A 12437-nucleotide genomic window follows, 5' to 3' on the forward strand; every position below is an offset into this window, starting at 1 on the left:
TGCCGTGTTCTTGCGGTTCTTTTGGCGTGGCCGGCTAGGCGCGGCCGGCCAGGCGCGGCCGGTCACACCACGACGGGTTCCGGCTCCAGCCGCACGCCATAACGGTCAGCCACGGCGCCCTGCACCGCTCGCGCCAGGCCCATGATGTCCTCGGCCGTGGCGCCGCCTCGATTGATCAGCACGAGTGCCTGGCGATCATGCACACCCGCCGCGCCCAACGCCTTGCCCTTCCAGCCGCATTGATCGATCAGCCAGCCGGCGGCCAGCTTGTAGCGGCCATCGGGCTGCGCATACGACACCAGGCCGGGAAAACGCGCCGCCAGCGCTTCACGCTGCGCAGCCGGCACGATCGGATTCTTGAAGAAGCTGCCCGCATTACCAGTGACGGCGGGGTCCGGCAGCTTGGCTCGCCGGATCTCGCAAACCGCCTCGAACACGTCGCGCGCGCTGGGCGCTCCGTGCGACAGCCGCGCATGACGTTGCAGATCGGGATATTCCAGCACGGGCCGCCAGGGGCGCGGCAACGCAAAACGCACGCTTACGATGATCCAGCGGCCAGGTTCATCATGTTTGAACGTGCTGTCGCGGTATGAAAACCTGCACTCGGCCGCCCGCATTTCCACGAAGCGTGCCTCGCGCACATCCCAGGCCGTCAGACTGTGGAACCGCTCCTGCAGCTCAACGCCGTAAGCGCCGATGTTCTGCACCGGCGAGGCGCCGACGGTACCGGGGATCAACGCCAGATTCTCCAGGCCGTCCCATCCCTGCGCCACGCAGGCCGCTACGAATCCGTGCCAGCTCTCGCCGCCCGCGGCTTCGACGATCCATGCGTCCGGCCGCGCCTCCAGCAGACGCACGCCTTCGAACGCGACGCGCGCGACCAAGCCCGGCACACGCTCGGGCAACACCACATTGCTGCCGCCGCCCAACACCAGCAGCGAGGGCGCCGCTTGCGCGAGCGCCGACAAGGCCGGCAATTGCGCCGGATCGCGCAGCGCGACGAAGGCGTCGGCCCGGGACGCGAGTCCCAGCGTATTCAGACGAGTAAGGTCCTGCACGGCCGGAGACAACGAATCGGACGCGGGTCCGGCGAAGGAATTTGACATGGGTGCTACATGGTGTGCTATAGTTTCTGTCTTCGCTCAGTTTACTTGATTGAGTGCTTGACCCGATTTGAAGTTCGAATCGAAACGGCCACAGCGGCTCAGGACAAGCTCAAAAAATCGTGCTAGACTGCGCGCCTTCTGATCGATAACCAAGTTGATCAGAGTGAATAAGAAAAGCGGTTCTGAGCAGTTTGCGGAACCAATGCGGGAGTAGCTCAGTTGGTAGAGCGCAACCTTGCCAAGGTTGAGGTCGCGAGTTCGAGACTCGTCTCCCGCTCCAAATTTTGATGTGCAGCTTTTTCAAAGCTGCAGATCATTGAAAGCAAGGGCCGAAAGGCCCTTTTTTCATGCCTGAAAAGCCAGTTCATGCTGCACATGCGAGCCGGCTTGATGGATGAAAAAATTAATGTATACTCTCGCCTCGCTGATTGGACAGCCGCTAGATTCTTGAAGATTCTTCTTGAAGACTCAAGCGCACAGCCAGCGATGAGGGTATTAGCAAATGCGGGAGTAGCTCAGTTGGTAGAGCGCAACCTTGCCAAGGTTGAGGTCGCGAGTTCGAGACTCGTCTCCCGCTCCAGATTTCGGTCTGCCGTGCAAAGACCCTTAAAAGTATGTACAATCGCTGTCTTTGGTGAACAGCCCTGTTACCAAAACAGGCATTCATCAAAACAAGCTAAAGCTTGTAGCTTAGTAGTAATAAGCAGTACCCCAGCAGTACCCCAGCAGTACCCCCGCGGGAGTAGCTCAGTTGGTAGAGCGCAACCTTGCCAAGGTTGAGGTCGCGAGTTCGAGACTCGTCTCCCGCTCCAAATACAAAGAGGAAGCATCGGCCAACACCGCGCTTCCTTTTTTCTTGCAAGTGCTGGCGCAATGGCAGAGTGGTTATGCAGCGGATTGCAAATCCGTGTACGTCGGTTCGATTCCGGCTTGCGCCTCCAGCATCTTTCCCCCCTTCCCCCCAGCATCTCGTTACCCATCCCTACGCCCGGTCAGCCGGATGATTGTTATGGTGACCCCGTTTTCATTTGAACGATGAGTCCATGCACAACATCCCGGTATCGCAACCGCGCCGCTTCACTGCCCGCCCTGCTTTCCTGAGCCTGTCCGCCGCCGCGCTGATCGCACTTGCGCCGCTGGCCGCCGAGGCGCATGACAAGCACCATCACCACCGCCACAAGGGCGGCGAGTACAAGGAAAAGTATTGGGATGGCGCCTGCAAGGTCGAGCGCAAGTGGAAGCGCAACGGCGACTACAGCGAAAAGCGCAAATGCCGTGACGACTATGCTTATGGCTACGCACCGCAACCCGTGGCGGTGCCCGTGATGCCGGTGCAACCTGGCATCGTCATCTCGCCCACGATCGTCATCCGCCCCTGAGATCATGGATCAATCGGTAAAAGACGCCCTCGCCCGCTGGCCGAATGTGCCGGCTGTCTACGGATGGCTGTCGCTGGATGCGCGCGGCCGCTGGCGCCTTCATCCGCAAGGCCAGGCCAATGAGGGCGGGCCGGGCGAGCCGATTACCAATACGCAGATCCTGGAATTCATCAGCCGCAATTACGAACGCGACGATGACGGCCGCTGGTTTTTCCAGAACGGCCCGCAGCGGGTGTTCGTACGTCTGGACGCAGCGCCCTTGGTGTTGCGCCTTGCCGATGACAATCGCGGCCTCGTCACGCACACGGATGCGTCCGTCGACGCAGTCAGCGCGTGGTGGCTGGATGATGAAGGCCAGCTCTACGCATCGACGCCGATGGGCGCCGGCATCGTGCTGGACCGCGATTTGCAGCCGCTGCTGGAGATGATGCGGACGCAAGCTGGTGTTCCGCTGCTGGACGCGCTGGCCGAACTGGCGGCTAGCCATTCGATGACAGCCGTCTGGCCTGACGTGTACGCGGCGGCGCCGCTGCACGCAATCGCGCAGGCAGACATCGCCGCGCGCCTGGGATTTGACCCCGCCCCGCACGCCCCCGCGGCCTGACGGGTCAGCCAAACTCAGAACATCCCGTTGCTGTTGGCGGCCTTCTCGGGAATCGGTTGCACGGCATCCCAATGCTCGACGATCTTGCCGCCTTCCAAGCGAAAGATGTCGATGATGGCGTTGCCGCGCGTACCCGGCTCTCGCACGGCGTGGACATGCAGGATGACGTAATCGCCATCCGTGAACACGCGCTTGATTTCGCTGTGCGAGGCGGGATACTTGTCGCGCAGGAATGCGATGAATTGCCGGAAGCCCTCGGGGCCGTCGGCCGCGTTGGGATTGTGCTGCACATAACGATCGCCCACGTACTTGAGCGCGGCGTCCGCGTCTTTCTGGTTCAAGCCTTTTTCATAGAACGCCAGGACGGCAGCCTTGTTGGCGGCTTCCTGTTTGGGCGTGGCTTGCGCGGCGCAGGCCAGGACGGAAAACAGCAGTGCGGCAAACGTGCGCATGAACATAGGCCGGGACATATCGACTCCAGATAAAAAAAGGCGAAGCCATTCTATGGCCCCGCCTTCGCGCGGGCCACGTCCGGCCCGGTAAACAGATTGATGCGCGTAGCGCTCAGTGGCTTGACGCCGCTATGGCTCAGCGGCGGCCGCTTTTGACCAGCGCGAACTTGCCGTCGCCCAACAGCGCCAGGACGGCAGCCGCCACGGTCAGGAAAATCGGATATTCCCAACCGCCGCCCGGGTTGCCGAAGCCCCAGCCATTGCCAAAATGGACCGTCGACGCCGCGAAGAGCTGCACCACGGCAATCGCAGCGACCCAGCGCGGCACCACGCCCAGGATCAGCAGGATGCCGCCGGCCACCTCGAAAAACGTGACCGGATAGGCCAACCAGCTGGCAAACCCGATCTTGGCGAAGAACTGGGCGGTGCCGGGCAGCGTGAACACCAGCAGCTTGGTCAGGCCATGAGCCAGGAACATCACGCCCAGCGCCACGCGCAAGAGCAACGCAGCATACGGCGCGGTACGGGAATCAATCATTGCAATCATCCTTGTGCAGAAAAGCGAATCGCCCGGAGCAGGCAGATCCTTCATGGGCCGTATTCTTGCGATTCCAAAAACAAAGATAAACATGCAGAATTGCAAATTATTGTTCCTCGATAGGAAACAATCTTGGACACCCATACCGCCATGCAGACCTATGCCAAGGTCGTCGAACTGGGCTCATTCGCGGCAGCCGCCGACAAGATGGGCCAGGCGCGATCTGTGGTGACGCGGCAGATCGCCTATCTGGAGCAGAAGTACGGCGTACGCCTGCTGAACCGTACGACGCGCAAGCTCAGCATGACGGACGCCGGACGCGCCTTCTATGACCGCGTCCGGCCCATTCTGGCGGAGGTTGCCGACCTGGAGCTGTCGCTGCAGGCGGAAGGCCAGCGGCCCAGCGGACGATTGCGGGTCAGCGCGCCCGTGTCCTTTGGCATCCTGCATCTGGGGCCAGCCATCGCCGAATACCTGCAGCGCTATCCGGACGTGGTGATCGACCTGGACCTGAACGACCGCGTGGTGGATCTGGTCGAGGACGGCTACGACGTTGCGGTGCGCATCGGCCCGCTGGTGGATTCGTCGCTGGTGGCCAGACCCCTGGCGCCGCAGCAACTGTTGGTCTGCGCAGCGCCGTCGTACCTGGAGCGCCACGGCGCGCCGGCCGTGCCTGAAGACCTGAAGCAGCATCGCTGCCTGCACTACGCCTACGCCAGCACGGGCAATGAATGGCATTTCGAGAAGGACGGCGTGACGCATCTGGTGCGCGTGAACGCGGCGTTGCGGGCCAATAACGGCGACGTGCTGCGCACCGCTGCACTGGCCGGCCACGGCATCATCCTGCAGCCGGAATTCCTGGTCGGAGATGACATACGCGCCGGACGTCTGACCGCCCTCTTGACCTCCTATGCCCACACGCCGATTTCCATGGTCGCCGTCTACCCGCACCGCCGCTTTCTGTCGCCCAAGGTCCGGTCGTTCGTCGAACACCTGGAAGCGCGGTTCGGCAGCCCCGCGCCCACGCCGCCGGCCCGGCGCGCCACGACCCGCCGCAGCCGGTAGAATCGTACCCATGACCGCCAAATCGCCCCTCGAATACTTCCCCGCCCCGCGCCGTTCCCACTTTTGCAGCCAGTGCGGCTCTCCGGTAAACCGCCGCGTGCCGGAAGGCGATAACCGCGAGCGTGACATCTGTGACCACTGCGGGGCGATCCATTACCAAAATCCGCGGCTGGTGGTCGGGACCGTGCCCGTCTGGGAAAACCGCATCCTGCTCTGCCGCCGCGCGATCGAACCCCGCTACAACACGTGGACCCTGCCCGCCGGCTTCATGGAGCTCGGCGAGAGCACGGCGCAAGGCGCGGCGCGGGAAACGCTGGAAGAGTCGGGCGCCAAAATCCAGTTGGGCGACATCTACACCATCATCGACGTCCCGCAGATCGAGCAGGTGCACGTGTTCTACCTCGCCCAGGCGGTGGGTCCGGAACTGGACCCGGGCCCGGAAAGCCTGGAAGCGCGCTGGTACGACGAATCCGAAATTCCCTGGGACGACCTGGCCTTCCGCACCGTCGCCAGCACCCTGCGCCTGTTCTTCGAGGACCGCAAACGCGGCACCTTCGGCCCGCATCACTACACCCTAGAATCCCACCGTTGAAACTGCCCTGGCTCGCTGCCGACACCCCGTTTCCTCCTGCGGAATTCGCGCTGACGGATCCGGACGGCCTGCTGGCCGCGGGCGCGGACCTGTCGCCGAAACGTCTGACCCAGGCTTATTCCAACGGCATCTTTCCGTGGTACTCGGAAGGCGAGCCCGTGCTTTGGTGGAGTCCGAACCCGCGCATGGTGCTGCCCGTGAAGGACTTTGCGCCGTCGCACTCGCTGCGCAAGCTGCTCCGCCAGATCGCCGCCCGGGAATACGAAGCCACGCCCAGCGTGCAGGTGCGGGTCGACACCGTGTTCCCCCAGGTCATGGCGGCCTGCGCCGCGCCGCGCGACGGCCAGCCGGGCACGTGGATCACCGCTGCCATGCAGGACGCCTACCGGCAGTGGCATGACGCCGGCGTCGTGCACAGCATCGAAACCTGGATCGACGGGGAATTGGCGGGCGGACTGTACGGCATCAGCCTGGGACGCATGTTCTTCGGCGAATCCATGTTCACCCGCGTCCCGAACGCCTCGAAGATCGCGCTCGCGCATCTGGTTCGCTACCTGGACGCGCAGGGCGTCGAGTGGATCGACTGCCAGCAGCAGACGCGGCATCTGGCCAGCATGGGCGCGGCTCCCGTGCCACGGGAACACTTTCTGCGGCATGTTCGGCACGCCACTCAACAGCCCGGCATTCCGTGGTCACGCGGCCGGCTGGACACGCGGGGCCAGCTGCATCCGGATACACCCGAGGGGACGGATTGCAGCCCGAGTTAAGCGTTAATATGGAGCCACTCCCGTCCCGGGTTTGCCGCCTATACGCGGGATATCCGATACGCCAGCTCCCATGAGCCAGCTCCAATGAGCCAGCTGAAAGAACTTCCCTTCTCCACGCTGCAGTTCTACGCAACCGCCCCCTACCCTTGCAGTTATCTGCCGGGTCGCCAGGCCCGGTCGCAGGTTGCCGCGCCCGGGCATCTGATCAACGCGGGCACGTATTCCCAATTGGTGGAACAAGGCTTTCGCCGCAGCGGTCTATTTACCTATCGTCCCCATTGCGACAACTGCCAGGCCTGCATTCCCGTACGCGTGGATACGGCCGGATTCGCCCCCAACCGCAGCCAGCGCCGTGCGTGGCGCGATCATCAGCATCTGCAGTCGTTCGTCGCGGAGCTGGCATGGTCGCCGGAACACTACCGGCTCTATACCCGGTATCAGCAGGGCCGGCATCCGGGCGGCGGCATGGACGAGGACAGCCGCACGCAGTACGCGCAGTTCCTCTTGACCAGCCGCGTCAACACCCGGCTGGTCGAGTTCCGCAACGCCGAGGGTGTGCTGGTGATGGTCTCCATCATCGACGTGCTGGACGACGGCCTGTCCTCGGTCTACACGTTCTATGACCCGGACATCGCCGATGGCCTGGGCACGTACAGCATTCTCTGGCAGGTAGAACAGTGCCGCGCGCTGAACCTGCCGTGGCTCTATCTGGGCTACTGGATCGCGGACAGCCGCAAAATGTCCTACAAATCGGCCTTCCGTCCGGCGCAGTTCCTGGTCGACGGGGAATGGCGCGACAGTCCCGAGCGCCCGCCCGCCTGAATCTGTTGCGGCGTCGTTTGCAATCGGCGGGGACGGAGCAAATCGCTCTACAATCCCGGCCCATGTCTATCCTCTTCCACGCCTATCCCCTGGCCCGCCCGGCGCTCTTCGCCATGGACGCGGAAACCGCCCACGAAGTCACCCTCTCGGGCCTGCAGCGCGCCTATGAATGCGGCGCCACGCGCAAGCTCATGCACGCGCAGCCCAAGGCGCCCTGCACGCTGATGGGGATGCAGCTGGCCAACCCGATCGGGCTGGCCGCCGGCCTGGACAAGAACGGCGCCTACATCGACGCGCTGGGCAACCTGGGTTTTGGCTTTATCGAGGTCGGCACGGTGACGCCGCGCGCGCAACCCGGCAACCCCAAGCCGCGCATGTTCCGCCTGCCGCGCGCCAATGCGCTGATCAACCGGCTGGGCTTCAACAATCAGGGGCTCGACGCCTTTCTTGCCAACGTGCAGCGCAGCTCGTGGCGCAAGCAAGGCGGGATCCTGGGGCTGAACATCGGCAAGAACGCGGACACGCCCATCGAACGGGCCGCCGACGACTACCTGATCGGCCTGGACGGCGTGTACCCGCATGCCGACTACGTCACCGTGAATATCTCGTCGCCCAACACCAAGAACCTGCGTGCGCTGCAAAGCGGCGACGAGCTTTCGGCGCTGCTCGCGCAGCTGGCCGACAAGCGCCGCGCCTTGGAAGACCGGCACCAGCGCCGGGTCCCGATGGCGGTGAAGATCGCGCCGGACCTGTCACAGGAAGAAATCGACGCCATCGCCGAAATCCTTCCGCGCCACGGCATCGATGGCGTCATCGCCACCAACACCACGCTGTCGCGCGACGCGGTGAAGGGCCAGGCCCACTCGGAGGAGGCTGGCGGCCTGTCCGGCGCGCCCGTGCATCAACTGTCGCTGGCGGTGATCCGCCGCCTGAAGGAACGGCTGGGCAATAGCCTGGCCATCATCGGCGTGGGCGGCGTGCTGTCCGGACGGGAAGCCCGCGAAAAGATGGAAGCCGGCGCCGACGCGGTGCAGCTCTACACGGGCCTCATCTACCGTGGCCCCGGGCTGGTTGGCGAATGCGTACGCGCCGTCGCGTCCCGCTGACGGCCGATAAAGACAAAAAACGCAGGCAAAAAAAGGGGCCACCCTGTGGGTGGCCCTAATTCCAGCTCTGCTCTGTCACTCAACAGTACTACATTACTGCGCTTTGCGCAGCACCGTGCGCCAAATACTTAGGCGCTGCGGCGGCTGCGGCCGGCAACCTTGGTCGCGGCGTCGGCGGCGTCCGTGGCGGCCTTGAAGGTCGCGTTGGCGGCGGCGTTCAGGTTCGACTCGGCGACTTCAGCGGCCTGCTTGGCAGCCTTGGTCATCGAATCGTAGGCGCTGGTCGCGGTGGCCAGCGAGGACTTGATCAGGGCGACGGCGCTTTCGGAACCGGTCGGGGCGTTCTTGGAGAACTGGTCGACGGCTTCGCTCAGCTGTTGCTGGCTTTCGGCGATCTGTTCTTCGGTCAGCTTGACCAGGCTGCCTTGCACGCCGGCAACGATGTCATACACGTGCTTGGTATAGGCCAGGGCCTTTTCGGCGCCCGGTTGCAGCAGGCCCGTCGCGAACGCGGCGGCTTCCTGCGGATCCTTGACTTCAGCGGCTTGCTGCGACTTCTGGGCGACTTCGTCCAGGGTGGCCTTCACGACCTTCAGGTTCAGTTCGACCAGCTTTTCGAAGCCGGCGAAGACGGCGGTCTGGGCGGCCACGATGGTGTTGATGCTGGCCTTTTGACGGTCCAGAACTTGTTGCGGAATTGCGCTCATAGGATGCTCCTCTCAGGGTAGCCGGAGGCTGTCCGGCAGTAAGGATGGTTGTCTGCGACGAAATAAGAAACGTGCGCGGAAACTGGTACTACAAGCTACCGCCGGCCCGTTTGATGCACTGCACAATTGCCATTCTAGGCTGGGTAAAAAACTTGTCAAGCAGTTTTTGTGCGGCGCAACAAGTGTTTGCACTTTAACGGTGCGCCCGCCTGCCGGGGCTTGATTCTGCTCAACGAATTCCCGGAACTCGGGAAATACCGGACATGACGCGGTATCAATTCTTTTCTACACTGTTTTCACGCTGATGACAGACAAATACCAATGATATGTCAGCGAAAGATAACTAATCGCAGCAAGCAAAACCCTGCAATCGGAGACCTCATGACTTTCATTCCCCGCACGCTTTCGGCCCTGCTCGCGGCCGGTGCCCTGTTCGCGGCCGGCGCCGCGCACGCGGAATATCCGGAACGCCCCATCAACATGGTGGTGCCGTTCGCGGCAGGCGGCCCGACGGACAACGTCGCCCGCTCCCTTGCGGAAGCCATGCGGCCCAGCCTGGGCCAGACGGTCGTCGTTGAAAACAAGGGCGGCGCCGGCGGCACCATCGGCACCACTCAGGTCGCCCGTGCCCAGCCGGACGGCTATTCCATCCTGTTGATGCACGCCGGCTTCTCGACCGCCCCGTCGCTCTACAAGAATCCGGGGTATGACCCCTTCACGAGCTTTGAGCCGGTCGGCCTGGTGGTCGACGTGCCCATGACCATCGTCGCCCGCTCGGATTTCCCGCCCAACACCATCGCCGAACTGGCCGACTACGTCAAAAAGAACAAGGACAAGGTCTCGCTCGCCAACGCGGGCATCGGCGCCGCCAGCCACCTGTGCGGCACGATGCTGGTCGAAGCCCTGGGCGTGCAACTGCTGACCATCCCGTACAAGGGCACCGCGCCCGCCATGAACGACCTGCTGGGCAAGCAGGTCGATCTGATGTGCGACCAGACCACCAACACCACGCAGCAGATCGAAGGCGGCAAGGTGAAGGCCTACGCCGTGACCAGCCTGAAGCGCGTTCCCACGCTGCCCAAGCTGCCGACCATGGACGAGTCCGGCTACAAGGGCTTTGAAGTGGGCATCTGGCATGGCATGTGGGTGCCGAAGGGCACGCCCAAGCCTGTCGTGGACAAGCTGGTCAAGAGCTTGCAGGCCGGTCTGGCCGATCCCAAGTTCCAGGAGCGCATGAAGCAACTCGGCGCCACCGTGCTGACGTCGGAAGCCAACCCCGATGCGCTGACCGCCAAGGTCAAGCAGCAGGTCCCGCAATGGGCCGAGCTGTTCAAGAAGGCCGGCATCGAAAAGCAATAAGCCCGCTTCAAGAGGCCGCCCGCTTCGGCGGCGCCTCTTGCGGCAACGGCCCATAAAAAAGCCCCCTCATGGGGGCTTTCTGTTTTGGCGTGCGCCGCAGCTACGGCCGCATGGCTTCGGCCGCCAGGCCCAATCCGTTGAAACCCGAGGACACGGAGGGTTCGTAGCCCAGCGCTTCGGAAATGCTGGCGGCAGTTTCGACCAGCGCCTTGATCCAGTCGTCCTGCAGCCGTTCGGCCGGCGCAGAGATCGACAGCCCCGCCACGAGCTTGCCGGTGTCGTCAAAGATGCCGGCGGCGATGCAGCGTACGCCCAACTCCAGCTCTTCGTTATCGCGGGCGTAGCCGTGGCGGCGCACCAGGGCCAGTTCGCGTTCCAGTTTGTCCAGATCGGTCAGGCTGTTGCGCGTATGGCCGGCCAGCCCCGTTCGCAGCGCGTAGGCGCGCACCTGGCGCGTGTCGCCCGTGGACAGAAACAGTTTGCCGGTGGACGTTAGATGCAGCGGCGCGCGGCCGCCGATGGCCCGCACCACCTGCATGCCGGAGCGTTCGCTCCAGGCGCGGTCGATGTAGACGATTTCGTCGCCCTGCTGGACGGATAGATTGATGGTCTGCCCCGTCAGCTTGTGCAGCGACCGCATGGCGGGAATGGCCGCCTCGCGCACGTTCAGACGGCCCTTGACCAGCGATCCCAGCTCCAACAGGCGCATGCCCAGCTGATACAGCCCGTTGTCGACCCGCTCGACATAGCGGCCGACGACCAGGTCGTTCAGGATGCGGTGGGCGGTGGAGGCGTGCAGACCGGTGGTGGCCGACAGCTCTTTGAGCGTGACTGGATCCGGTTGCGCGGCCAGGGCGTCGAGCAGACGCATCGCGCGTTCGATGACCTGAATGGCGATCGGATGGGCGGAAGCGCCTTCGGTTTCGGCGTCCAGCGGATTGCGAGGGGTGGGAAGACGGGCCATGGAATTTTGGGCTGGCGCCGCCACGCAAGACACGCGTTGCGGCAATGCAGCAAACAGTTCTTATCCCGTATTGTGAAATTTACCGGCCGGTTTGGCAAATGGTATTTGCGCAGCGGGCGCGACCGGCCGTCCCCCGCCGGCGCGCAAATCAGGCCGCCGCCGGGGGCGCCAGCTTGCCGCCCAGGCGCAGGACTTCGGCGCGCAGGAATTCCAGCGCCGCTGCGGCAGCCTCGGGTTCGCCCTTCACGCCCAGCTCGATGTGGGGCGTGCCGCCCGCCTCGCCGACGCTGGGCAGACTGAACGCGCGGACGTCGGGCCAACGACTTTCCACAGCAACCATCGACGGCGTGATGCGCGATTCGGGCATGCTGAAGACCAAGAAGGAATGCTCGACGTGGGCGCGAATATGCTGCAGCGCACGATAGCGGGTATCCAACGTCCATTCCAGCATTGGCCACGCCATGACGGGAAAACCCGGCACGAAGGTGTGATCCTTGATGAAGAATCCCGGGATCCGGTTGTACGGATTGGGGACGATCTCGCAGCCTTCGGGGAACATGCCCATTTGCAGCCGCTGCTGGTTTTCCGGCGCACTCATGTCGGCGGTGCCCTGCCCCTTTTCCGCCATTTCGCGCGTGCGCAATGCGATGGCCTCCTCGGCTTCGGGATGCAGTGCCAGCGGCAGGCCAAGCGCAGCGGCCGCGGCTTGGCGGGTGTGGTCGTCGGGCGTGCCGCCGATGCCGCCACACGACAACACGACATCGCCACTGGCGAAGCTGCGCTTGTAGGCGTCGACCAGACGGTCGCGCTCGTCAGGCAGGAATTCGGCCCAGCTCAGGTGCATGCCGCGCGCGCCCAGCATTTCGACGATCTTGGAAAAATGCTTGTCCTGGCGCCGTCCCGACAGGATTTCATCGCCAACGATGATGAGGCCGATACGGCGGGCGGTGGGTTCTGCAGCCATGTCCGATTCCAT

14 protein-coding genes and 4 tRNA genes are annotated in these 12437 nt (G+C 63.7%); 12 read left to right on the plus strand and 6 right to left on the minus strand.

What is annotated here, in order from left to right:
- Window positions 1-62: 62 nt before the first annotated feature.
- Window positions 63-1106 carry a UDP-N-acetylmuramate dehydrogenase gene (gene murB / locus KW836_RS23300; RefSeq protein ID WP_218344908.1) on the minus strand — a complete coding sequence of 348 codons (1044 nt, stop codon included), beginning with the start codon at window positions 1104-1106 and terminating at the stop codon, window positions 63-65.
- 204 nt (window positions 1107-1310) lie between these two features.
- Here murB and KW836_RS23305 point away from each other — a divergent pair.
- The 6 genes from KW836_RS23305 (at window position 1311) to KW836_RS23330 (ending at window position 3089) form a co-directional block, all read left to right on the plus strand.
- Window positions 1311-1386, plus strand: a tRNA-Gly gene (locus KW836_RS23305).
- A 224-nt stretch (window positions 1387-1610) separates the two neighbouring features.
- Window positions 1611-1686 (plus strand) — tRNA-Gly (locus KW836_RS23310).
- A gap of 156 nt (window positions 1687-1842) precedes the next feature.
- Window positions 1843-1918, plus strand: a tRNA-Gly gene (locus KW836_RS23315).
- A gap of 55 nt (window positions 1919-1973) precedes the next feature.
- Window positions 1974-2047: transfer RNA gene (locus tag KW836_RS23320), tRNA-Cys, on the plus strand.
- Window positions 2048-2149: 102 nt separating this feature from the next.
- Window positions 2150-2485 (plus strand): hypothetical protein, encoded by a 336-nt coding sequence (locus KW836_RS23325; protein ID WP_175123169.1) that lies wholly within the window; start codon window positions 2150-2152, stop codon window positions 2483-2485.
- Window positions 2486-2489: 4 nt separating this feature from the next.
- Window positions 2490-3089, plus strand: coding sequence for a DUF2946 family protein (locus KW836_RS23330; protein ID WP_175137200.1), 600 nt, complete (start codon window positions 2490-2492; stop codon window positions 3087-3089).
- 14 nt (window positions 3090-3103) lie between these two features.
- Here the strand turns inward: KW836_RS23330 and KW836_RS23335 are convergent, their stop codons facing one another.
- Both KW836_RS23335 and KW836_RS23340 read right to left on the minus strand, forming a co-directional pair.
- Window positions 3104-3559 carry a nuclear transport factor 2 family protein gene (locus KW836_RS23335; protein WP_175137199.1) on the minus strand — a complete coding sequence of 152 codons (456 nt, stop codon included), beginning with the start codon at window positions 3557-3559 and terminating at the stop codon, window positions 3104-3106.
- A gap of 118 nt (window positions 3560-3677) precedes the next feature.
- Window positions 3678-4079: a DoxX family protein gene (locus KW836_RS23340; RefSeq protein WP_105237569.1), complete on the minus strand. Its 402-nt coding sequence runs from the start codon at window positions 4077-4079 to the stop codon at window positions 3678-3680.
- Between the two features lie 132 nt (window positions 4080-4211).
- Between KW836_RS23340 and KW836_RS23345 the strand changes: the two genes are divergently transcribed.
- The 5 genes from KW836_RS23345 (at window position 4212) to KW836_RS23365 (ending at window position 8431) form a co-directional block, all read left to right on the plus strand.
- A complete protein-coding gene (locus tag KW836_RS23345) occupies window positions 4212-5144 on the plus strand; it encodes a LysR family transcriptional regulator (RefSeq protein WP_239216275.1) in 933 nt (310 codons plus the stop codon).
- A 10-nt stretch (window positions 5145-5154) separates the two neighbouring features.
- Window positions 5155-5736 carry an NUDIX hydrolase gene (locus KW836_RS23350; RefSeq protein ID WP_175123172.1) on the plus strand — a complete coding sequence of 194 codons (582 nt, stop codon included), beginning with the start codon at window positions 5155-5157 and terminating at the stop codon, window positions 5734-5736.
- On the plus strand, window positions 5733-6503 hold the full coding sequence (aat, locus tag KW836_RS23355) for a leucyl/phenylalanyl-tRNA--protein transferase (protein ID WP_218344909.1): 771 nt from the start codon (window positions 5733-5735) through the stop codon (window positions 6501-6503). Before KW836_RS23350 ends, aat begins: the two co-directional genes overlap by 4 nt.
- 84 nt (window positions 6504-6587) lie before the next feature.
- Window positions 6588-7325: an arginyltransferase gene (locus KW836_RS23360; RefSeq protein WP_175137197.1), complete on the plus strand. Its 738-nt coding sequence runs from the start codon at window positions 6588-6590 to the stop codon at window positions 7323-7325.
- Between the two features lie 62 nt (window positions 7326-7387).
- Complete coding sequence (locus tag KW836_RS23365) at window positions 7388-8431, plus strand: quinone-dependent dihydroorotate dehydrogenase (protein WP_218344910.1); 1044 nt, start codon at window positions 7388-7390, stop codon at window positions 8429-8431.
- A gap of 128 nt (window positions 8432-8559) precedes the next feature.
- On the opposite strand, the gene phaP is transcribed toward KW836_RS23365, so the two are convergent.
- On the minus strand, window positions 8560-9138 hold the full coding sequence (phaP, locus tag KW836_RS23370) for a TIGR01841 family phasin (protein WP_105237564.1): 579 nt from the start codon (window positions 9136-9138) through the stop codon (window positions 8560-8562).
- A gap of 381 nt (window positions 9139-9519) precedes the next feature.
- On the opposite strand from phaP, the gene KW836_RS23375 reads away from it, so the two are divergent.
- Window positions 9520-10497 carry a tripartite tricarboxylate transporter substrate binding protein BugD gene (locus KW836_RS23375; RefSeq protein WP_056568785.1) on the plus strand — a complete coding sequence of 326 codons (978 nt, stop codon included), beginning with the start codon at window positions 9520-9522 and terminating at the stop codon, window positions 10495-10497.
- A gap of 100 nt (window positions 10498-10597) precedes the next feature.
- Here KW836_RS23375 and KW836_RS23380 read toward each other — a convergent pair whose 3' ends face one another.
- A complete protein-coding gene (locus KW836_RS23380; RefSeq protein ID WP_175123176.1) occupies window positions 10598-11461 on the minus strand; it encodes an IclR family transcriptional regulator in 864 nt (287 codons plus the stop codon).
- Window positions 11462-11609: 148 nt separating this feature from the next.
- Window positions 11610-12425: a molybdopterin-binding protein gene (locus KW836_RS23385; protein WP_175123177.1), complete on the minus strand. Its 816-nt coding sequence runs from the start codon at window positions 12423-12425 to the stop codon at window positions 11610-11612.
- Window positions 12426-12437 lie beyond the last annotated feature (12 nt).

The organism is Achromobacter sp. ACM05 (genome assembly GCF_019218915.1).
In the GTDB taxonomy this organism is placed as follows: Bacteria; Pseudomonadota; Gammaproteobacteria; order Burkholderiales; family Burkholderiaceae_B; genus Achromobacter; species Achromobacter animicus.